24 protein-coding genes and 1 tRNA gene are annotated in these 21,983 nt (G+C 32.3%); 16 read left to right on the top strand and 9 right to left on the bottom strand.

The features are described from left to right. Positions 1–46 precede the first annotated feature (46 nt). Positions 47–1,327, top strand: coding sequence for an aminotransferase class V-fold PLP-dependent enzyme (locus tag RVY88_RS01425; RefSeq protein WP_002849997.1), 1,281 nt, complete (start codon positions 47–49; stop codon positions 1,325–1,327). 79 nt (positions 1,328–1,406) lie between these two features. Here RVY88_RS01425 and RVY88_RS01420 read toward each other — a convergent pair whose 3' ends face one another. From RVY88_RS01420 to RVY88_RS01395, 6 genes are read right to left on the bottom strand one after another with little or no spacing between them, the layout of a single operon-like run. Next, the gene (locus RVY88_RS01420) at positions 1,407–2,183 is read right to left on the bottom strand and encodes an undecaprenyl-diphosphate phosphatase (protein WP_162167357.1); all 777 of its coding nucleotides are present in this window, start codon (positions 2,181–2,183) and stop codon (positions 1,407–1,409) included. Then, positions 2,184–2,792, bottom strand: coding sequence for a thiamine phosphate synthase (thiE, locus tag RVY88_RS01415; protein ID WP_162167358.1), 609 nt, complete (start codon positions 2,790–2,792; stop codon positions 2,184–2,186). It lies immediately after the preceding gene. A gap of 37 nt (positions 2,793–2,829) precedes the next feature. After that, the gene (locus RVY88_RS01410) at positions 2,830–3,555 is read right to left on the bottom strand and encodes a transporter substrate-binding domain-containing protein (protein ID WP_162167359.1); all 726 of its coding nucleotides are present in this window, start codon (positions 3,553–3,555) and stop codon (positions 2,830–2,832) included. Positions 3,556–3,582: 27 nt separating this feature from the next. Then, complete coding sequence (locus tag RVY88_RS01405; protein ID WP_162167360.1) at positions 3,583–4,311, bottom strand: basic amino acid ABC transporter substrate-binding protein; 729 nt, start codon at positions 4,309–4,311, stop codon at positions 3,583–3,585. Between the two features lie 14 nt (positions 4,312–4,325). Then, positions 4,326–5,054 carry an amino acid ABC transporter ATP-binding protein gene (locus RVY88_RS01400; RefSeq protein ID WP_162167361.1) on the bottom strand — a complete coding sequence of 243 codons (729 nt, stop codon included), beginning with the start codon at positions 5,052–5,054 and terminating at the stop codon, positions 4,326–4,328. Next, positions 5,047–5,766, bottom strand: a complete 720-nt coding sequence (locus tag RVY88_RS01395) for an amino acid ABC transporter permease (protein WP_002849986.1) — start codon at positions 5,764–5,766, stop codon at positions 5,047–5,049. The genes RVY88_RS01400 and RVY88_RS01395 overlap by 8 nt, the downstream gene beginning before the upstream one ends. Positions 5,767–5,874: 108 nt before the next feature. On the opposite strand from RVY88_RS01395, the gene putP reads away from it, so the two are divergent. The 6 genes from putP to RVY88_RS01365 all read left to right on the top strand — a co-directional run bounded on the left by putP (position 5,875) and on the right by RVY88_RS01365 (position 10,785). Then, complete coding sequence (gene putP, locus RVY88_RS01390; protein WP_011732130.1) at positions 5,875–7,389, top strand: sodium/proline symporter PutP; 1,515 nt, start codon at positions 5,875–5,877, stop codon at positions 7,387–7,389. A 160-nt stretch (positions 7,390–7,549) separates the two neighbouring features. Further along, positions 7,550–7,626, top strand: a tRNA-Ile gene (locus RVY88_RS01385). Between the two features lie 336 nt (positions 7,627–7,962). Next, entirely contained in the window at positions 7,963–8,385 is a 423-nt protein-coding gene (locus tag RVY88_RS01380) for an MCP four helix bundle domain-containing protein (RefSeq protein ID WP_317051241.1), read from the top strand. Positions 8,386–8,456: 71 nt separating this feature from the next. Next, entirely contained in the window at positions 8,457–9,623 is a 1,167-nt protein-coding gene (locus tag RVY88_RS01375; RefSeq protein WP_171819452.1) for a methyl-accepting chemotaxis protein, read from the top strand. Positions 9,624–9,796: 173 nt separating this feature from the next. Continuing rightward, positions 9,797–10,207: a cation transporter gene (locus RVY88_RS01370; protein ID WP_238389027.1), complete on the top strand. Its 411-nt coding sequence runs from the start codon at positions 9,797–9,799 to the stop codon at positions 10,205–10,207. 173 nt (positions 10,208–10,380) lie between these two features. Next, on the top strand, positions 10,381–10,785 hold the full coding sequence (locus tag RVY88_RS01365) for a hypothetical protein (RefSeq protein ID WP_238389028.1): 405 nt from the start codon (positions 10,381–10,383) through the stop codon (positions 10,783–10,785). Positions 10,786–10,888: 103 nt separating this feature from the next. Here RVY88_RS01365 and RVY88_RS01360 read toward each other — a convergent pair whose 3' ends face one another. Next, entirely contained in the window at positions 10,889–11,524 is a 636-nt protein-coding gene (locus RVY88_RS01360) for an NAD(P)H-binding protein (protein WP_162167362.1), read from the bottom strand. A 239-nt stretch (positions 11,525–11,763) separates the two neighbouring features. On the opposite strand from RVY88_RS01360, the gene rrpB reads away from it, so the two are divergent. Beyond that, positions 11,764–12,096, top strand: coding sequence for a MarR family transcription factor RrpB (gene rrpB, locus RVY88_RS01355; RefSeq protein WP_038453828.1), 333 nt, complete (start codon positions 11,764–11,766; stop codon positions 12,094–12,096). A gap of 129 nt (positions 12,097–12,225) precedes the next feature. Here rrpB and RVY88_RS09170 read toward each other — a convergent pair whose 3' ends face one another. Beyond that, a complete protein-coding gene (locus RVY88_RS09170) occupies positions 12,226–12,867 on the bottom strand; it encodes a methyl-accepting chemotaxis protein (protein ID WP_372682985.1) in 642 nt (213 codons plus the stop codon). Between the two features lie 666 nt (positions 12,868–13,533). On the opposite strand from RVY88_RS09170, the gene RVY88_RS01345 reads away from it, so the two are divergent. Further along, entirely contained in the window at positions 13,534–14,091 is a 558-nt protein-coding gene (locus RVY88_RS01345; protein ID WP_002849917.1) for an SCO family protein, read from the top strand. Here the strand turns inward: RVY88_RS01345 and RVY88_RS01340 are convergent. Beyond that, complete coding sequence (locus tag RVY88_RS01340; RefSeq protein ID WP_002849915.1) at positions 14,088–15,194, bottom strand: FtsW/RodA/SpoVE family cell cycle protein; 1,107 nt, start codon at positions 15,192–15,194, stop codon at positions 14,088–14,090. The genes RVY88_RS01345 and RVY88_RS01340 overlap by 4 nt on opposite strands. Before the next feature lie 51 nt (positions 15,195–15,245). Between RVY88_RS01340 and RVY88_RS01335 the strand changes: the two genes are divergently transcribed. From RVY88_RS01335 to pyrH, 7 genes are read left to right on the top strand one after another with little or no spacing between them, the layout of a single operon-like run. Further along, complete coding sequence (locus tag RVY88_RS01335; protein ID WP_011732126.1) at positions 15,246–16,217, top strand: RluA family pseudouridine synthase; 972 nt, start codon at positions 15,246–15,248, stop codon at positions 16,215–16,217. Continuing rightward, a complete protein-coding gene (locus tag RVY88_RS01330; RefSeq protein WP_002849911.1) occupies positions 16,150–17,364 on the top strand; it encodes a fibronectin type III domain-containing protein in 1,215 nt (404 codons plus the stop codon). Before RVY88_RS01335 ends, RVY88_RS01330 begins: the two co-directional genes overlap by 68 nt. Beyond that, on the top strand, positions 17,364–18,551 hold the full coding sequence (trmB, locus tag RVY88_RS01325) for a tRNA (guanosine(46)-N7)-methyltransferase TrmB (protein WP_002849909.1): 1,188 nt from the start codon (positions 17,364–17,366) through the stop codon (positions 18,549–18,551). Before RVY88_RS01330 ends, trmB begins: the two co-directional genes overlap by 1 nt. Beyond that, positions 18,536–19,207: a cell division ATP-binding protein FtsE gene (locus RVY88_RS01320; RefSeq protein ID WP_011732124.1), complete on the top strand. Its 672-nt coding sequence runs from the start codon at positions 18,536–18,538 to the stop codon at positions 19,205–19,207. The genes trmB and RVY88_RS01320 overlap by 16 nt, the downstream gene beginning before the upstream one ends. Beyond that, a complete protein-coding gene (locus RVY88_RS01315) occupies positions 19,194–20,006 on the top strand; it encodes an FtsX-like permease family protein (protein ID WP_024305464.1) in 813 nt (270 codons plus the stop codon). Before RVY88_RS01320 ends, RVY88_RS01315 begins: the two co-directional genes overlap by 14 nt. Beyond that, complete coding sequence (locus RVY88_RS01310; RefSeq protein ID WP_024305465.1) at positions 20,003–21,208, top strand: murein hydrolase activator EnvC family protein; 1,206 nt, start codon at positions 20,003–20,005, stop codon at positions 21,206–21,208. Before RVY88_RS01315 ends, RVY88_RS01310 begins: the two co-directional genes overlap by 4 nt. 55 nt (positions 21,209–21,263) lie before the next feature. Further along, positions 21,264–21,980 carry a UMP kinase gene (pyrH, locus tag RVY88_RS01305; RefSeq protein ID WP_002849882.1) on the top strand — a complete coding sequence of 239 codons (717 nt, stop codon included), beginning with the start codon at positions 21,264–21,266 and terminating at the stop codon, positions 21,978–21,980. Positions 21,981–21,983 lie beyond the last annotated feature (3 nt).

Genomic DNA, 21,983 nt, shown 5'->3' with positions numbered 1-21,983 from the left:
AATCTTGTTTGTTGTATAATTATATAAAAATAATTAGGAAATATTGTTGCTAAATTTAGAAAAAGTAAGAGAAAATATAATTTTAAAAGAGGGGATTTATTATTTTGATTGGACGGCTTCTGGACTTGGATACAAAGGCGTCGAAGATGAAATTTTAAGAGTATTGCATACATATTCGAATACTCATAGTGAATGTAGCGATTGTGCGAAAATTACTACAAATTATTATGAAAATGCTAGAAACGGATTGAAAACGCTTTTGGAAATTAGTGATGATTTTTATCTTTTGCCTTGTGGATTTGGGAGTACCGCAGCCATAAAAAAATTTCAAGAAATTATGGGAATTTATCTTCCTCCTGCGACTAAAACCATACTTCAAAACGTAATTTCAAATTTAAAAAACGACTCTTTACCTCTTGTTATAGTTAGTCCTTATGAACATCATAGCAACGAAGTTAGCTTTAGAAGCGGTCTTTGTGAAATTTATAGAGTTCCTTTAGCTCTTGATGGCGGTATCCACTGGGGTGAGCTAGATAGAGTTTTGAAAATAAATAGAAATAGAAGAATTATAGCGAGTTTTAGCGCTGCTTCAAATGTAACTGGCGTCAAAACCGATATTGCAAATTTATATAAAATGGTAAAGAAATATAACGGTATAGTGGCATTAGACGCTTCAAGTATTTCTCCTTATGAAAATATACCCTGTGATCTATATGATGCACTTTTTATTTCTCCTCATAAACTTTTAGGCGGCGTTGGTAGTTCTGGGCTTTTGGTTATTAAAAAGGAGCTTTGTAGCAGCGCTCAGCCTACATTTGCAGGTGGTGGTACTGTAAGCTATGTAAGTAGAAAAAGCGTAAAATATTTAGATAATGTCGAGCTTTTAGAAGATGCGGGAACCCCTGGAATAATAGAGCTAATAAGAGGTTATCTAGCTTTTAAACTAAGAAACGATATCGGTTTAGATAGGATTAAAAAGATAGAACAGCAGCATCTCGAGTACTTTGAAGATAGTCTAAAAAGTATAAAAAATATGATTTGCTACTGTCCGAAATCCGCTTTAAAACTACCCATATTTTCGTTTAATATAAAAGATATCTCTCCATACGTATTGGCAAATACTTTAAGTGCTAAATTTGGCGTTCAATCACGCGCCGGTTGCGCTTGCGCCGGACCATACGGACACGACTTGCTCGGGCTTAAAGATGATGATGAGTTTTTAAATAAGCCCGGTTTTGTAAGAGTTAGTCTGCACTATACTCATACAAAAGATGATATAGATTATCTTTTAAATTCTATAAAAGAAGCCGTTAAACAAACCATATAAAATTATTAAATTTTTATCTAACTTATGATCATTTCATAGAGTTGCTTTTATATTTATTTTAAGGGTTATTATTTCTAATTTATAAAATATAGATTAAAAATATAGAACCAAGTACTATCCTATATATTCCAAAGCTGATATAGCTAAATTTAGATACGAATTTTAAAAACAGCTTGATAACTATCAAAGCTACTATAAATGCCATAAATCCGCCGACTAAAAATATCCATAAAGCTTCTTTGTTTTGCACGAAAATATCTGCGTTTTTATAGCTATCATAAGCAGTTGCGGCAAACATAGTAGGGATGGCTAGTAAAAAGCTAAATCTAGCCGCAACTTCACGACTAAGTCCGCAAAGTAGACCGGTTATGATGGTAGACCCACTTCTTGAAGTGCCGGGTATCATGGCAAAGCATTGAGAAAGTCCTATTATAAAAGCTTGTTTGAAACTCACTTCGTGTAAGGTTTTCGTATCGCCCTCATAGTTTATCTTTTTATGCCAAAGCTCAACTACTATAAAAACGATACCGCCGATGATGAGCATATAAGCAACGGTGCTTGGCTCAAAAAATGTTTTTATGTGTTTGTAAGCCAAAAAGCCGATGATAGCTGTGGGCACAAAGCCTATAGCAAGCTTTATCCAAAGGTTAAAATCCTCTTTTAATCTATCAAAAAACATAAACACGACCGCTAAGATGCTTCCTAGCTGGATAACAACTTCAAAGCATTTTAACACGCTTGTTTGCTCAAGTCCAAGCAGCTTTGCGCTAAGTATCATATGCCCAGTCGAGCTAACAGGCAAAAACTCGGTCAGACCCTCGACTATTCCTAGTATTACTGCGTTTAAAAAATCCATTTAATTCCTTATTATATTGTTTAAATTTGTTATGTTTTCACTGATACTTTTTGGAGAGTAAGCGGCACTTACTATAGCTATTAGATGAGGCATAAGAGCACTAACTTCTTTTAAATTTAGAGCATTTATTCCACCTATGACACAGATAGGAACGTTTAAATTCTCTTTTGCTTTTTTTATAGTATTATGGTCGCAAAGAGGAGCGTTTGGCTTTGTTTGGCTTGGATACATCGCTCCAAAAGCAACGTAAGAAGCACCATCTTTTTGGGCTTTTAGCGCTAAACTTATGTCATTGTAACAACTAACTCCTATAATGGAGTTTTTACCTAGTAGCTCTTTTGCTTTTTTTATATCTTCATCGTCTTTTCCGATATGAACACCGTGCGCACCGCAAGCTTTTGCTAGAAACGGATCATCGTTTATGATAAACTTTGCGTTAAAATCATCGCATAAATTAGCTATGGATTTGAGTAATTTTATATCGTGATCTTGTGTTTTGTTTCTGTATTGAATTAACTTGATACCTGAATTTAAGAGCTCTAAAATTTGTTGGGAGATACTGTTTTGCGGAGTGAGTTCTTTGTCAGTTAAAACATATAATTGACACATTTTAAGTCCTTAAATTTAGCCCTAAAGTAGGGCTAAGCTATTTTAGATCGTATTTTTCAAGAAGTTTTTCGTATGTTCCATCGCTTTTGATATCTTCTAAAGCTTTGTTAAATTTGGCTAAAAACTCGCTATGTTTATCTTTATCAAACGCCATTGCAAAACCGTCGCTTCCGCCGTTTTCTTCAAGCCATTTTACTATGTCGGCGTTTTTCTTAAGATAGCCGTATCCTACTGAACTATCTACTATTACGGCATCGACTTTGCCGGCTTTTAGGTTCATGATGCTTCCTGCTATGCCTTCTGTGGCTATGACTTTTGCGCCTTTTATCCCGTGAGCAACGCTTTCTTGGACTGTGCCTAGCATTGCGCCTATCCTTTTTTTCTTAAGGTCGTCTTTTGAAGCGATCTCTTTGTCGGTCGCCATTTTTAGATATAAATTTTTTGTATAAAAATAAGGAGACGAGAAATCAACCGATTTTTTTCTCTCAGTTGTAGCACTCATACTAGCTGCGATAGCGTCTATTTTGCCGACTTTTAGAGCAGGTATTAGAGCGTCAAATCCGACTTTTATAAATTTATACTCAAATCCAGCTTTTTTAGATATAGCATCCACTAGATCTATGTCAAATCCAGCTATTTTATTGTTTTCATCCATATAGCCAAAGGGAGGATACTCGGCGTCTGAGCCAAATATCAACGTTTTGGCGTTTGCTAAGTTTAGCATCAATAACAAAGCAAAGATAAATTTAAAAATTATATTCATCAAACTCTCCTTTTTATTTGTTTGAGGCTATTTTAGATTGTATTTTGCAAGCAATTTATCATAAGTGCCATCACTTTTTAGCTCTTCAACTGCTTGATTGATCTTTGCTATCAGATCGGTATGTTTGTTTTTATCAAAAGCTATAGAAAAGCCTTCGCTACCATCTGGTTCTTTTAGAAACTCAGCTAGATCTTTGTTCTTGTTTAAGTAGCCATAACCTATAGAACTATCTACTAAAACAGCATCGACTTTGCCGTTTTTAAGCGCCATTATAGCTGCAAATATATCTTCGTTTGCCATAACTTTAACGCCTTTCATAGCGCGAGCCGCTATTTCTTGGACGGTTCCTAATTGTACTGCGATTTTTTTACCATCTAAGTTTTGCTTTGATGTTAGATCACCGTTTTTAGCTTGTTTGATAAATAAATTTTCCGTATTATAGTAAGGCTTTGTAAAACTGACTGCCTTTATGCGATCAGGAGTTGCGCTCATGGCCGCTGCTACCGCGTCTATTTTGCCTGCTTTTAAAGCAGGTATTAGAGCGTCAAAGCTCATATTTACTATCTTATATTCAAATCCTACTTTTTTTGATAGAGCGTCTATTAGATCCATATCAAAACCGGCTATCTTGTTTTGTTCATCTATAAACTCAAATGGAGGATAAGTGGCATTTGTGCCTACTCTTATCACGTCTGCGGCGTGAGAAAAACCAGCCGCTATACAAGCAACAACGATAAATTTAAAAAAACATTTCATTTTGTTTTCCTTTTTTAGTGATTTAGTATCTTGTTTAAAAATTCGTTCAAACGCGGATTAGTGCAGTTTTCAAAGACGTTTTTCGGAGTATCGTCTACTGCGATGATGCCTTTATCCATAAAAAATATCCTATTTGCAACGTTTTTAGCAAATCCCATCTCGTGAGTTACTACAAGCATCGTAAGCCCGTCCTTAGCAACGTCTTTCATAATGCTCAAAACTTCACCTATCATCTCTGGATCAAGTGCGCTTGTCGGCTCGTCAAAAAGTATGATATCAGGCTCCATAGCAAGGCTTCTAGCTATGGCTATGCGTTGTTTTTGTCCGCCGCTTAGTTTATGCGGATAAGCATTTGCCTTGCTCGCAAGTCCGACTTTTTTTAGCAGTTCGTTTGCTTTATCGTTTGCTGTTTTTAGGTCGTAAAGTCCTGTTTGAAGCGGAGCAAGCGTGAGATTTTGCATTACAGTTTTGTTTGCGAAAAGATTGAAATGCTGAAATACCATAGATACTTTTTGGCGAATTTTATTTATGTTGATTTTAGGGTCTAAAATATCTATACCGTTTATAAAAATATGACCGCTCGTAGGCTCTTCAAGACGGTTAATGCAGCGTAAAAACGTACTTTTTCCACCGCCGCTAGGTCCGATGATGGCTACGACTTCACCTTTTTTTATCTCAGTGCTTATACTGTTTAAAACTTTTAAATTTCCGTAGTTTTTTACTAAATTTTCTATTTTAATCATTTTTGTTTAGCCTATTTTCTAAGAGTTTTGCAAGAAGCGAAAAGAATTTAACATTTGCGTAGTATATAACTCCCGCAAACAAGATAGGCTCGGGACTAAATAGAGTTGCTTGCAAGCTTTTACTTTGCATAGTAAGATCAAATATACCTATAAGTCCGACGACCGAAGTCTCTTTAAATAGGCTTATAAACTCGTTTGCAAGAGCCGGAAGTATGTTTTTAACGGCTTGAGGAAAGATGATTTGGCGCATAGAAACGCTGTAGCTAAGTCCCATAGCGCGAGCTGCTTCCATTTGACCTTTATCTACGCTGTTTATACCGCTTCTTACGATTTCGGCTACGTATGCAGAACTGTTTAGTCCAAGAGCTATTACCGCGGCGTAAAAGTTATCGCTAAGAGTAGCAAGTATGACAAAGGCAAATATCATGAGTTGCAAAAGTACCGGAGTTCCTCTTACTATATCTATGTATTCGTCTATGATAAATGATAGAATTTTGATATTTAAAAACTTTAAAAAAGCTAATATGAAACCAAGTACGATACCTATAAAAATACCGCCGAATGTAAGTCCTAACGTCGTAAAATATGAATCTACGTAAGCGCCTTTTTGGGCATCTGTTATGCTAACTGGGTAAGTATAATAAATTCCTATAATTATAATAGCTATGGAAAATATAAATTTTAAAAATTTTTCATTATATAAATTTGTCAATATAAAACCTTGCTTAAATTTAGAATAATCGTAAATTATACAAAAAAATATATATTTTTAAACTTAAATGTGATAAGATAACTACTATATTGTTTTTGGGGGTTTTAAATGAGTTTGGGAGCATATATCGCTATCGCTTTGTATTTTGGCGTGCTTTTAGCTATAGGAAAATTATCTTACAATAAAAGATCAAATTTAAATGAGTATTTGCTAGATAATAGAAGTCTTGGACCGTTTATAACAGCTCTTAGCGCCGGAGCTAGCGATATGAGCGGTTGGATGTTGTTAGGTCTTCCCGGTGCGCTTTATTTAAGCGGTATTTCAAATATGTGGATTGCTATAGGACTTAGTATAGGAGCTTGGGCGAATTATAAATATTTGGCAAAACGTCTTAGGGTTTATACGGAAGTTGCAGGAGATAGTATTACGATTCCAGATTATCTAGAAAATAGATTCAAAGACAAAACAAAGGTTTTACGTATAATTTCCGGCATTTTCATTTTGGTATTTTTTACTCTTTATGTAAGTAGCGGTATTATAGCCGGGGGCAAGACTTTTGAAAGCTTTTTTGGACTTGGATTTAGCTCCGGGGCCATTTTAACGCTTTTGATAGTTGTTTCTTATACATTTTTTGGCGGATTTAAAGCTGTTTGTTTGACAGATGCATTTCAAGGAATGCTTATGTTTTTAGTTTTAGTTCTCATACCAGTCGTTGCTTTTTTAAATTTAAATATACCTGATGGAGAAAATTTCTTTAGCGAATTAAATAAATATAGTACCGCCGCTAATCAAGATCATTTAAATTTATTTGCCGGACAGAGTTTTCTTGGTATTTTAGGATTGCTTGCTTGGGGGCTTGGGTATTTTGGACAACCGCATATAATAGTTAGATTTATGGCGATTAGAAACTCAAAAGAACTTGATAGTGCTAGAAGAATAGGTATATCATGGATGGTTATCGGTCTCATAGGTGCTATGTCTAGCGGACTTATAGGATTTGTATATTTTAATGAAATAAGAAGTCCTTTAAACGATCCTGAAACCGTATTTTTAAAGCTTGGCGAGACTCTGTTTCATCCATTTATCGTCGGCGTTATAATATCTGCTGTTTTGGCGGCGATTATGAGTACTATATCAAGTCAGCTGTTAGTAAGTGCTAGCTCGATAACAAGGGATTTTATATTTGCATTTTATAAAAAAGACGTAAGTGATAAAACTCAAGTTTTGGTTGGACGTTTAGCAGTTATATTAGTTGCTATAGTAGCTACTTTGTTTGCGTTTAATTCTACTGATACAGTACTTGGTGTCGTAGGAAATGCATGGGCTGGATTTGGAGCTAGTTTTGGACCTGCGCTTTTGTTTAGTTTGTACTCACGTCATATGAGCGCACTTTCGGCTCTTGCTGGTATGATAGTGGGTGGAGTGACTGTGTTGTTATGGATAGTTTTTGGTCTTAGTAGCGTTGTTTATGAGTTGCTTCCAGGATTTGTATTTTCTAGTTTGGCTATACTTTTGGTAAATAAATATAGCAATATGATCAAAAAGATGTCTAACGAACCTAATTTATCTATAATAGGTGATGAATTTGATAAAATGAAACAAGGAAGTAGTAAACAAATTTAATTTCGCGATGATGTAGTTGCTGAATTTAAAAATACCTTGATGTTGTGAATTATGATTCGCATAATACTATTGGTTTAGGCTGAATTAAGCAGATAGGATTCAAGGTAATTTAAGTAATTATTAAGTAAAAAAAGTATATAATCCCAACTTCAATTCAAGTGGGTTCATAGCTCAGTTGGTTAGAGCATCCGGCTCATAACCGGATGGTCCCAGGTTCGAGTCCTGGTGAACCCACCACTGCATATTTTTAAATATAATCTTTAATATATCTCCATTTTTAGCATCAATCGGTATTTTTTTATTATCTTAATTGGCCTATTTTATTTTCTTTCATTTGCACTTACAAATTTGCTGTCAAATATTAAATTTTATATATCAATCAATTATAAAATCTTTAAACAAATTTAATTTAGATGTTAGAAATTTGTAAAATCATAGTAAATATGAATTATTATTATAATATATTAATTAAATTATAAGATATATTTTTATAAAATATACAAAATTTAAATATATCTACATTAAATTTAGTACGTAATATGATAAACAGAAAATAAAATTGAAAGGTAAAATATGTCAAATTTAACTACTAATTTAACTACCAAAACTAAACTTGTGGTGCTATCGGCTATTCTTCTTTTATTTACTATAATATCCGGAACTACGGCATTTATGGGATTTAAGAAATCAAATGAGTCTATAGCTTTTATCAAAGAAAAAAATATTGATTCCGTAACGCATTTAGAAAAGTTAAATATCGAACTACTTACATTAAGAATTGAAGTGTATAAATACATTGCTAATATAATAGATTATGACAAATTAAAGCAATCGGCAAATAAGTATGCAAATGTCGTTGATCAGTTTGAAAAAGATTACCCAAATACGTTTTCAACAGCAGATGATGAGGCTAATTTTAAAATAGTTTTAGAAAATGCTAAAATATATAAAAATACACTTATGCAAGCTATGGGGGGGGTAAGGATGAATTATTAAACAAGCTTCTTGGACTCGGAAGTAAAATATCTAAAGGCATAGTTGATACCAAAAGCGTTAACGAGCAATCTATGCAACATACTATCGAATATATGAAAAACTATCTATCTTTACTAACCAAAACAATAATTATTATTATAGCTGTGTCTATAATAATAGGTGTGATATTATCTATAATCATAACTAAATCTATCAAAAAATCTATAGACGCTATATTAGATGGTTTAACATCGTTTTTTAAATTTATCTCAGGAGAGACGGATAAACCTCAAATTATTCCCCTCGTCTCAAAAGACGAGTTTGGAACTATGGCAAATATAATCAACAACAACATACAAAGCATCAAAGAAGGACTCTTGCAAGATAATAGAACAATAGAAGAGAGCAATCTTGTAATAGACTCTCTTAAAAAAGGTACTCTTAGTAAAACAGTTACAACCAAACCTCACAATGCTCAGCTAAAAGAGCTTACGAATTTATTAAATGAGATGATAAAAGAGTGGCACTCTATGATATCTACTATGCAAGCTACTCTAACTAGTTTTTCAAATAAAGACTTTAGAGCTAGAATAGAGATACACGGTATACAAAACGATATGTTAGGACTTATAAACGGTATAAACTATTTAGGAAATGAAATATCTGGTATGTTAAGTAGTAGCTTAAAAAACGGCCAAAGTCTAGAGCAAAAATCAATTCAGTTAAAAGAGTATATGCAAGACTTAGCAAATCAAACTAAAAATCAATCTACTAATGTAAATGAGAGTGCTGCAGCTATAGAACAGATGAGTAGCTCTATGAACTCTGTATCAAATATGGCAAATGATGTTATAAGACATAGTGATGATATAAAAAATATCATAGTAGTAATAAAAGATATAGCAGATCAAACAAACTTACTAGCATTAAATGCAGCTATAGAAGCAGCTAGAGCCGGAGAACACGGAAGAGGATTTGCAGTTGTTGCAGATGAAGTAAGAAAACTAGCTGAAAGAACTCAACGCTCACTAAGTGAGATAGAAGCAAATGTTAATATACTATCTCAAAGCGTAAATGAAGTAAATCAAAGCATAAACGAACAAGCAGATGCTATAAGGCAGATAAATGAAGCCGTTACAAATATAGATGAAACTACCAAATCAAACTTAGAAGCTACAAATAGCACAAATGATCTTGCAAATGAAATAAGTCAAATGGCAACTACTTCGGTAAAAGAAGCTAAAAACAGCAAATGGTAAATTTAAGATTTAAAGCCTTTTTATGAGGCTTTAAATTTAAAACAATCTATACGCTACATTGGAAAAATTTAAAATATATAAAATAAATATATTTAAAATCGTATTTAAATCTTTTTAAAAAATACTAATGCTAAATTTGCTACAATGTTAAAAGTACTCATAAAGGAGAGTTGATGCAATTTGGCAAAGCTGCGGTAAATTACGGTAAAAAGATAAGAGATAATAAACTTCAAGATATTGAATTTACAAAAGAAAATATTAGCCATAAAGAGCAGTTTGTGCTCAAAGTTTCTATGTATTGCGCACTTATTTTAGCAATTTTTGGTATAGGTTTTGGACTATTCGTAAAGAGTTTGACCATAGTTTTTGATGGAATTATAGCTCTTGTAAGCGTTGGGCTTGGACTTCTTAGCGTGGTTACTGCTCGTTATATTTATAAAGAAGACGATGATATTTTTCAATACGGATATATTCGTTTTGAGCCTATGGTGAATTTATTTAAAAGTCTTATTTTGCTTGTTGTATGTTTGTATGCATTTTTTAGTGCAATTAAAAGCATTTTTGGCGGAGGTTATACTTTGTAGCTTGGCGCGGCTGTGATTTATACTATAGTTGCTTTTGCCTTGTGCTTTATAATTTTTACTTATACAAGTTTTTATTCTAAATATTTAGGTTCCGAACTTATTTACGTAGATAGAGCAGAGTGGCTTATAGATTGCGTTTTATACTGTGGAGGCATTATAGCTTTTGTTTTGGTTTGATCTATATCTTTGATCCTGCCCAAGAAAAGTGGTTTAGTCCTTATATAGATCCTATTTTGCTTGTTTTATTTTCGATTTTTCTTTCTGTGACGCCGCTAAAAATTTTTATATCTAATCTTAAAGATTTAATTATGGTGGCTCCTAAAGATCTTGATGATAAAATAACAGAAATTATGCAGAGTTTAAGTCTAAAATACGGCTTTAGGGATTATGATACTCACGTTGCAAAAAGCGGTAGATTTTTTATTATAGAAGTTAATATTTTAAGCACTAGCAGCAATGATATACTTAGCGTAAGAGAGTTAGATTGTATCCGCAATGAGATAGAGCAGAGACTTGAGATACCTAGCTATAAAATTTGGCTTTTAGTGAGTCTAACGGCTAATCCAAAATGGTTATAAGATATAGTTTTTGATTTAAATTTATGCTGTTTTATAAATTTAAATCGCTCCAATCTGACTTGTTTTGCTGAAGCGATTTTATTTAATATATAAATAGTATATTTTATAAGCCTATTACGCCTATGCGCGTTCGATTTAGTTTATAATTTAACATAGCATCAAGTAAAGCTGCTGCGTAATCTTTGTAGCTTCCTTTGCTCTCTCCTTTGTCATTTACCTCAAATTCTTCGCTTATAATTTTGTATTTACCACTTTTTGGGGCATCTGGAATAAAATCGGCAGGAGGACTTACATATAACCAATTAATCTTGTTTTCACTGCGTAAAAACTCTAAACCTTCAGCCATAGCTTTTCCTAAAGGTTTGTATTCGTTTGGGAAATTTGGCATATCTATAAGCATAGTTGAATGATTTTTATCCATATATAAACTTCCTGCGCCGCCTACTATAACAAGTTTTGCCCTATTATTATGTAAAATTTTACATAAATGTTCTATGTGTTTTTTATGCAAATTTAAATCTCCCCACTCTCCAAAACCATCAATTATATAATCAAATCCTTCCAAATTTTCTGAATTTAAAGAAAAAATATCTTTTTGCACGATTTTTATATCGTCTTTGAATTGCTGTTTTAAACCATTTCGTATAAAAGCGCTTATGTTAAAACCTCTACTTAACGCTTCATAAACGATTGCTTGTCCTGCTTTACCGTTTGCGGCTAATATAGCTATCTTTTTCATATGATCACCTAACTAAATTTGTATTTTTAACTTGCATACTAAAATTAATGCTAGAATTATAATAAATTTAAGTTCTAAAAAACAAGTAGATATTTTTTTATAATTTAGTATTATTTTTAATAGCATTGTTTATTTTAGAGATTTAAAGTGTATAATTTTTTAAATATTTTTAAATTTAATTGAGATATTGATCTCAAAATTTGTTATAATTTGGCTTGAAATTTAAAAAGGATTTTATCATGAATAGATATTTTTCTCCTTGTCCTGTGGAGACTACTTTAAATCTTATCGGCAATAAATGGAAATTTCTAGTTATTAGAGACTTAATGGGCGGTAAAAAACGCTTTGGCGAACTTAAAAAAAGTATAAGTGCAACTAAAAATCAAAGCATTAGTCAAAACGTATTAACTCAAAATTTACGTGAGTTAGAAGATGCAAAAATCATCAGCAGGAAGGTTTATGCCGAAGTGCCTCCGCGTGTAGAATACGCACTTACTCCGCTTGGCCATAGTTTAGAAAATATTTTAATCGCTTTAGAAAATTGGGGCGAGAGTTATAAAAACGGATTTTAAATTTATTTGATAGATTTGAATTTTTAAGATATTTTCAAATTTATTTTTATAAAAAATAGCTATTTTTTATCTTTATCAAATTGTTTTTTGATATATTCGAGTCTAAGCTCAAATATATCAATTAAGTATTTATTTAAAAAAGCTATCTACGGCTCTTTGTAGCTCATCAAAACTGTTTTTTATATCTTTTGAAATTTCATTTATATCTTTTGAATTTACAAGGCTATTATCCGCTAGAATTCCGATGTTGCCTACTTCTGCAGTAATGTCTTTTAAATTTGATTTAGTTTGCGAGCTATGTTCTATAATCTTTTGAGTGGTTTTGTAGTTGTTGTTAAAAATAGATTCAAAGTTGTTTAATTTTTCATTCGTATCTGTGCTTTTTGATAGCAAATAATCTACATTTTCCATAGTCGATGATAGCGAATTTTTACTATTATCAACACCTTTTGTGATCTCTTTTATATTATTATTTATCTCTTCTAACGAGTTTTGCGTTGATTCAGATAGCTTTCTTATCTCGTCCGCAACAACTGCAAATCCCTTTCCGTGTTCTCCGGCTCTGGCTGCTTCTATAGCTGCATTCAATGCTAGTAAGTTTGTTTGATCTGCTACGTTACTTACGGTTTGTACTATTTTCATTATCGAATTTATGTTGTTTTTTAAAGAGTTGAAATGATCCGCAAGTTCGCTGTTTTGATTGAAAATTTTCTTTACTAAGTTTTGCACGTCTTCTAATAAATTTTTAATTTCTTGAGATGTGCTGAACATGCTTTCTTGATCCGCTTTTGCTTGGAGTATATCTTTGATAAAATTATCGAGTAGGGTGTTGATAGAGTTTGTTTTTGAATATGTTATATCTACGATATTTTTCATATTATTGTTGGAAATATATAGCGAATTTCCTATATTTTCTAATCCTTTGATGTTTTGACTATTTTTAATGGTATTTTCAGAAATTGCCGCTACGATAATTTTAATATTTTCTTTAAATTCATCTATGCTCGAAAGGATTTTTCCATTTTCCTTGCTAAAAGACGTATTTACTTTAATATCTGAGTTTAATGTTATATTGTTCAACTTTTTTATTATCTCTTTGGTCATATCTACTCCCCATCTTTTTTCATCGATATCGTGAAATACCAGTGCCGCAACTATTATGTATTGTACTATTTGACCGATTTGATTTTCGGTAAAGAAAAAAGCATTTATCGCTAAAACTAAGATTCCTGCTATATGTATTATTCTCATTCTAAAATAGAGTGATTTAAACATAATGATACTCCTTATTATTTTTTAAACTTATATCATTTTGTATTAAATCTTATATTGATATTTATCAATGTCTAAATTTAAATAAGTTTTATATAATTTTATTCTAATCTTTACTGTGATACAATGCAAAGTTATGTTTATATTAAACTCAAAGGGATATGAATGAAAAAGATACTATATCTGTTAGTCTTTGTGTTTATCGCTTCTGGCGCATTTTTGCTAGTAAATCATAAGTTAAAAATATTTAAATATGATTTTGAAGCGACTACCGTAAATGGTGAAGTTAGCATGAAGAGTTTTGATGGTAAATACAAGATATTGTATTTTGGCTATGTATTTTGTCCGGATGTTTGCCCTACGACACTCACTTTGGTTTCAACAGCTCTAAATGAGCTTAAGATAAATGACTCTGTAGAGATCTTGTTTGTTACTCTTGATCTAAAAAGAGATGATATCAAAAGTTGTGATGAGTTTGCTAAGTACTTTTATCCGAATTCTGTTTGTTTGAGATTTAGCGATAGTGAGCTAGATAGAGTAACTAAAAATTATGGAGCCAAATATCAAATAGTAGATTTAAATGACTCTGTGATGGAGTATTCTGTGGCGCATAGTTCGTCTATATATTTATTTGATAAAAAAGGTAGGTTTATAAAAGAAGTTTCAAACTTAACATACGAAAATGTGAAAAGTCAAATTCAAAACTTAGTTAAAAATCATTAAAATTTGATCTTTATAAATCTATAAGTAGGATCAAATCTAAATGTAAGCAGGTTTTGCAATATCCCAAATAAGCACATAAACGTTACAAAACTACTTCCGCCATAACTATAAAATGGCAGAGGTATTCCTACAACAGGCGCAAAACCTATAGTCATAAATATATTGACACTTACATATATAAATATTAAAATGGAAATTCCGCTTGTGACGGCCTTTATAAAGTAATTTCCTTTTAGTTTATAATTAAGACTTAATAAATGAGCTATCAAAAATCCATAAAGCAAGATAAGCACCATGCCTCCTATAAAACCGTGTCTTTCTATAGTATAGGCAAATATAAAATCACTTGTTGCTATAGGTAGAAATTTAAATCTAGTTTGAGTAGCTTCTTCAGCCGATTTTCCGGTGATTCCGCCGTTTCCTATTGCTATAATAGATTGCCTTACTTGATAGCTTGGCTCTTTACTCAAAAAATCTACTATTCGCTTTTTTTGATAGTCGTGCAAGCTTTCATAAATTACTGGAGCTGCTACACCGATGCAAATAGCGAGTGTTAGCCAAATTTTTTTATTTACTCCTATTATAAATAAAATACCATATCCTGTGATGATCAGCATCATTGCCGTACCAAGATCAGGCTCTTTTAGTATAAGTCCAAATGGTAGTAATATATAAATGCTGATTTTTAAAAACTGTTTTAGATTATATCCGTTTATACCAGGAGGATCTCTTTTTATAAGATATGCTAACATAAGAATAAAAGATGGCTTCATAATTTCACTAGGTTGAAGAGTAAAATGTACAAATGGAATTTCTAGCCATCTTTGCGCACCAAGTTTACTTACACCAAAAATATCAACACTGAAAAGTAAAATGATATTTATCCAATATACGGTAGGTATAAGCCACTCTATCTTTCTAATAGGCATCAAAAAAAAGAATGTAAAAGCTAAAAAACCTATGCTAAAATATACTATTTGTTTGCTAGATAACATGTCATTTGCTTCAGAGATTAGAGTATAAGATAAAATAATAATAGGAAGCACTAAAATAGGCTGAACAAAATCAAAATGCGTTAAAATACGCTTGTCTAATCGTATCAAATTTAAACCTAAGAATTTTTTGGTAAAATTATACTAAAAAAAGGATTAAGATTGAATGAATTTATATCTAGCAACAGTGCTAGGCTAGATCAAATTCTCGCTTCATATCTGAGCATTTCAAGAAATCAAATTAGTGAGCTTATAAAATCTGGAAATGTATATGTGAATGATAATTTAATGCTGAAACCGTCATTTAAAGTTCTTTTAAACGACAAAATCGGTTTTAATTTGCCTAAGGCTAAATTTGAAAACTGCGAGTTTAAAGCTGATTTTGATGTGGAAATTTTATACGAAGATGATGATATTTTAGTGTTAAATAAACCTTCAAATCTTACAGTCCATCCGGCACCTAGCGTTAAAGAAGCAACATTGGTAGAGTGGCTAAAACAAAACGGTTATATGCTCTCTACTCTTAATGGAGACATAAGAGCCGGTATCGTTCATAGGCTAGATAAAGGAACTAGTGGAGTTATAGTAGTAGCTAAAAATAACGCTTCTCACTCCGCCTTAGCCGCTCAATTAAGTGATAAGAGTATGGGCAGAGTATATTTAGCTTTGATAGATTTCAATCTTAAAGATAAATTAATTATTGATAGGCCAATAGGCAGAAATCCGCAAAATAGATTGAAAAATAGTGTTGCGGCAAACGGTAGAGCTGCAAAATCCGCTTTTACGAATATTATTTGCGAAGACGATCTAAATTTAATAGCAGCGAAGTTGTTCACAGGTAGAACTCATCAGATAAGAGTGCATTTAGCTAGTATAAATCGCCACATTTTAGGTGATAATTTATATGGTTTTAAGAGCAAAAATTGTAAAATAAAAAGAGTTATGCTGCATGCTTATATATTAAATTTAACACACCCTAAAAGCGGTGAAAAGATGCAGTTTATAGCACCTTTACCAACTGATTTTTATGATATTTTAAGTAAAAAAATTGACAAGGAGATTTTAAATGAAAAAATTGATCCCGAGTTTGTTAGCTCTGCTTTTTATGGCTTTAATGAGTGGATGTGCCTATAAAGTATCTCAGGTAAATCCAAATCTCCCGACCATAAATAGCCTAAAAACAATCAGCGATATGACTCAAATAGCGTTTGAGTGGAATCCTGTAAATGATGAAAATATCGCCGGATACTATCTTTATCGCTCAAATCCTAATGAAGATGGAAAAATGAGCGTAGTAGCAAATATCAAAGATAGATTCGCAACTCATTACGTAGATACAAACTTAGCTCCATCTACGGAGTACAGCTATGAGCTAAGAAGCTATGATAATAATGGTGATATATCAAACAACGGAGAGATTATAACTGTTTCTACAAGCAAACTAATTGAATCGGTATCTTTTGCCCAAGCCGTTTATGGATTGCCAAATAGAATTAAAATTTTATGGAGACCGCATCCAGATCCTAGAGTTGCTTCATATATAATTGAAAGAAATAATATTTCAAGCGATAAGTGGTATCGTATAGCTGAGGTAAAAGGTAGATTAAACGTAGAGTATATAGATGATGGTCTTGATCCAAATCATCATTATAGATATAGAATACTTGTTAAAACAGTTGACGGCATTACTTCTGGACCAAGTGCTATTATATCTGCTCAAACGAAAGCTCTTCCAAATTTGGTTTTGAATTTGCAAGCGACAACAAATCTTCCTAAAAAGATAACTTTGACATGGGAGCCAAACACGAATGACGATTTTTCTCATTATAATATATATCGTTCGTCAAATGAGATATTTCCACTTTTGAAACTTACAGAAACGACATCTGTTCAGTATGATGATCTTATAAACGAAAACGGCGCTCAGATGTATTATAAAGTAACTGCGGTAGATAAAGACGGATTAGAAAGTCCAAAACAAAACAATCCGGTAGTGGGGAATACTCTAACATCTCCTAAATCTCCTATTATAACAGGAGCTAGCTTTAATGGTATAAGTATAGAACTTTCATGGAGCTCAGGAAGTGATAACAGAAGCGTAAAATACAAAATACTAAAATCAAGTGCTGCAGGTGAAGAAGCCATAGAAGATATAGTTGGTAATAGTTATAATGATGACCAAATACAATTTGGGCTTGAATATACTTATAAAATTGTAGGAATTGACGAGTACGGCATAAACTCAAATGAGTCCAAACAAGCTATTGTAGTAGCCAAGTAATGCCAAATTTCGTAGCAACCAGTCTAAAAAATCTCAAATTTCCGTTTGGGGCAGATGGCGTTGAGTTCTTATGGAGTGCAAAAGCAGGTGATGAAAGTCTTATCTATACAAAAACAGGTAAAAAGGAGTTTTTTTTACTTGTAAAGGATAAGAAAACCGAATTCGTAGTTAAATCAGATAAGCTAACTCGTCCTGCTAGTCTGGGCACTATCCAAAAAGCTCTTAGTGTATATAAAGATCTTAATGTTTTAGATCTAAAATCATCGACCATAGCTATTAAAAATGAAAAACAACTTGCAAAAAAAGAGTTTATATTAAACGACATTCAGTTTTTAGAAAAGCTAAAGAGCGGTGAGTTTAAAAAGATTTTTGTAGAGATTGGATTTGGCAGCGGAAGACATCTATTATATCAGGCAAAAACAGATGAAAATACTTTAGTAGTTGGTATAGAAGTTTATAAACGCTCTTGCGAGCAGGTAAATAATCTAGCTTTGAGTATGGGATTAAAAAATGTTATTCTTTTGAATTTAGATGCTAGATTGGTTATGTCTTTGCTCCATTCAAATAGCGTAGATAGATTGTTTCTACACTTTCCAGTGCCTTGGGAAAAGTCAGAAAAAAGACGCGTAGTGAGTGCTGAGTTTGCAAATGAGTGTCAAAGAGTTTTAAAATCAGGCGGCTCATTTGAGCTTAGGAGTGATGATAAAAATTACACCGATTTTACGATATCTTGTTTTTTAAATTTAAAAGAAGCTAAAATGGAGATCTATAAAAATCGTTTTTTAGATGTTTCAAGCAAATATGAAGATAGATGGATAAAACAAAATAGAGATATTTATGATGTTGTTTTTACAAATTTAATTGTTAGTGAGCAGAAAGTTTTGCATGGAGATTTTGAGTTTGGGACTGTTTTAGAAGAAGATATTTTGTCTAAATTCGAGAATAAAACTATAAAAAAAGATGACTATTTTATTCATATGGAGCGTATTTATAAAAAAGATAGCAGCGAAAAAAACGGCGGACTGCTTTTAAGGGTCGCATTTGGCTCGTTTTATAGACCTGAGCACTGTTTTATACTAGTGGAGAATTCAAAAGCCTCATATTTTATTAAAAAACCACTTCTTACTTATGAAAATTTAAAAGCACACAGCACTCTAAAGGAGTATTTAAGTTGCAGCACATCGTAGAAGCTAAGGATCTAAATATCGGATATGAAAGAGATCAAAATGTTATAAATGGAGCAAATTTTAACATAAACGTGAATGATTTTGTATTTATAACAGGCAAAAGCGGCAGTGGAAAATCTACGCTAATAAAATCTATGTACGGAGATATATCTGTAAATAGAGGCAGTCTAATAGTATGTTTAAGCGAGCTTAAAGATATAAACAGATCAAGCTTGGCGCTTCTTAGACAAAGAGTAGGAATAATTTTTCAAGATTTTAGACTTATAAACGAGTGGAATGTTGAAAAAAATGTAATGCTTCCTCTTATAATTAAAGGTTACAACCAAAGTGTATGTAAAAAACAGGCCGCAAAGCTGCTAAATCATGTAAATTTACTTCATAAAGCAGATAAATTTCCACTTGAACTAAGTGGCGGAGAGCAACAAAGAGTAGCTATGGCAAGGGCTTTAGCGCATAATCCTCAGCTTCTGTTATGTGATGAGCCTACAGGTAGTTTGGATGAGTATTCAAGTGATGTGATATGGTCGCTTTTAAAGTCTGCTAGAGATGGTCTTGGAACTTGCGTTGTTGTTGTAACTCATAAAATTCCATCTAGCTTGAGAACCGAGTATAGACATTTTGAACTATTAAATGGAGAGATAAATGAAATCATTTAAAAGCCATTTAGGTGTTATTTTTCCGCTTGTTATACTGCTTTTTTCTATCGAGTTTAGTTTTATGGTCGATAAGATAGTAAGTAATTACGAAACTACTATGGGAAATGATTATAATATTATTATCGTTTCTGAAAATGAGATTAGCAGTGATACGATCAAGCAAAATATTGAAACCTTTAAAGATTTAATACCCCTTGATACGAAATCTGTTTTAGATCGGCTTAAAAATGATGTTTCAACAAGAAATTTATCAGTATTAAGTAACTCTCTTCCAAAGTTTTACTCTTTAAAATTAAATAGTTTTCCAAGCTCTGAGTATATGTCAAAGATTCAAAGTAGATTGCTAAAAATAAATGGTATAAAAAAGGTAGAAACTTTTTCTAAAACATATGATAAAGTATATAAAATGCTTGTTTTATCAAAATCTATTTTTGAATATTTTGCCGTACTTATAGCTCTTATGGGAGTTGCTTTAATATTTAAACAGATGAAAATTTGGCTGTATGAGCATAAAAGAAGAGTCGAGATCATGACTCTTTTTGGGGCTCCATACTGGCTAAAATCTGCCATGCTTTATAAATTAGCAATAATTGATAGCATTATAGCGACTAGTTTAGTAACTCTGTTTTATGCTTTTATTCCGGCTCTTGATATATTTCAAAATGCTGTTTTTAGCATAGGTTTTGAACTTCCAAATTTAGACTTGTTTAGCGATACGGTGCTGCTTTTTAGTGCTTCTATAGTGGTATCTATAATAGCAGTTAGTCTAGTGATGCTTCAGTCTAGAGAGCCTAAATGAGATTTATTTCACTACTATTATTATTTTATGTCGTTTTGTTCGGTGCTAGTGTTGCTGACAAGATACAAGACAAAAAAGAGACTTTAAGTTCTGCTAAGAAGTTAGAAACCCAATTAAATAAAAAACTTGAAGAATTAGTTAGCGATATAATAAAAGGCGAAGCCGATGTGAAAAATACCGCTATTCAGATAGAGGAGTTGGCTAAGCAAGTAAAAGAGTTGGAAAGTAGCGCAAATGATGCTAATGCAGAGTTAAACAAGCTTACTAGTCAAAATAGTGATTTGATAAAGAATCAAAAAGATATGGAAAAAAGATTGATTAGAATTATTAGTGAGGATTTTGCGTATGATCTTATAATTCCAAACGATTATGAAGAGAGCGAAGAGAGTATTATAGCAAATGAAGTTTTATCTAAATTAAATTTGGTTATGCAAGATGAATTTAAAAAGATAGCAAAAAACTATGAGCAGACCGTAAATCTTATAAAATCTCAGTCTGATAAGATAAACTCAATTAAATTTGACTTAAGAGAGTTTAAACAAAAACAAGCAAAATTAAAAAGCCTTCAAAACAAACAAAAGAGCAATTTATCAAATTTAAAGCAAGATAAAGATATTTATTCAAAAAAGTTAGCAAAACTGCAAGATCAACAAGATGAGCTCAGAAAAACTCTTGAGAAGCTCCAAATTCTAGCTAAAAAAGAAGATGAAAAAAAAGAGACTAAACAAACCAAGCCAAATACTCCGGCTAATGCGAACACGGGAGATATAAAACAAATAGGATCTAGTTATAAAACAAGTAATGTTAAAAAATACGTAGGCGAAAAAACTATAGCTCCTCTTGATAATTTTAGCGTAAAGCAGAAATTCGGAGACTACGTTGATCCTATTTACAATATTAAGATTTTTAATGAATCTATCGTGCTTCGCTCTAACGAACCAGATGCAAAAGTAAAAAGTGTACTTGCTGGAACTGTGGTATTTGCTAAAGATACGCCGATACTTGATAAAGTAGTTATTGTGGAAAATTCAGACGGTATTCATACTATTTATGCTCATTTAGATAAGATAGCTCCTACTATAAAAGTAGGAAGTAAAATAAAAAAAGGTTATGTTATAGGAAGAGTTAAGCAGGATTTGACATTTGAAGTTACTCAAAAAAACTATCATATCAATCCTCTTGATCTTATTAGTCTTAAATGAGTTAATAAATATTAAGGAGTTTTTAGGTATAATTCCCAAATTTTAGGAGACAGTAATGAGTGACAAAAAGCGAGTTTTGGTTAAATTTTCAGGTGAGGCTTTGGCTGGCGGAAACGGTTTTGGAATAGATACTCACATATTAAAATACATAGCAGGCGAGATAAAAGGCTTAGTTTTAAATGGCATAGAAATCGGGATAGTTATAGGCGGTGGAAATATTATCAGGGGTGTAAGTGCGGCAAAAGACGGCATTATCAAAAGAACAAGCGGCGATCATATGGGAATGCTTGCAACCGTAATTAATGCAATTGCTATGAGAGAGGCTTTGGAGTATAGCGGACTTAGTGTTAGAGTTCAAAGCGCCATAAAAATGGAAGCTATTTGTGAGACGTTTATCATGGGTAGAGCGCAACGTCATCTTGAAAAGGGTCGCGTTGTTATATTTGCTGCTGGAACCGGAAATCCATTTTTTACCACCGATACTGCGGCTACTTTGAGAGCCATTGAGATAGATGCGAATATGATTATAAAAGCTACAAAGGTTAATGGGGTTTATGACAGAGACCCTATGAAATTTGAAGACGCTGTTTTATTAAACGAGATATCTTATGAAAGAGCTATGGAAGATAATATAAAAGTTATGGACGATACGGCAATAGCTTTAGCAAAAGATAATAAGCTTCCTATCGTAGTTTGTAATATGTTTGAAGAGGGTAATTTGCTTAAGATAGCAAATGGAGATTATACAAACTGCTCAGTAGTTAAAAATTAGCAA

The sequence above is a fragment of the Campylobacter sp. TJR-1 genome (genome assembly GCF_032840035.1).
GTDB lineage: Bacteria > Campylobacterota > Campylobacteria > Campylobacterales > Campylobacteraceae > Campylobacter > Campylobacter fetus.
Note: the sequence above shows the minus strand (reverse complement) of the source record. Positions and strands in the feature narration are given on the sequence as shown.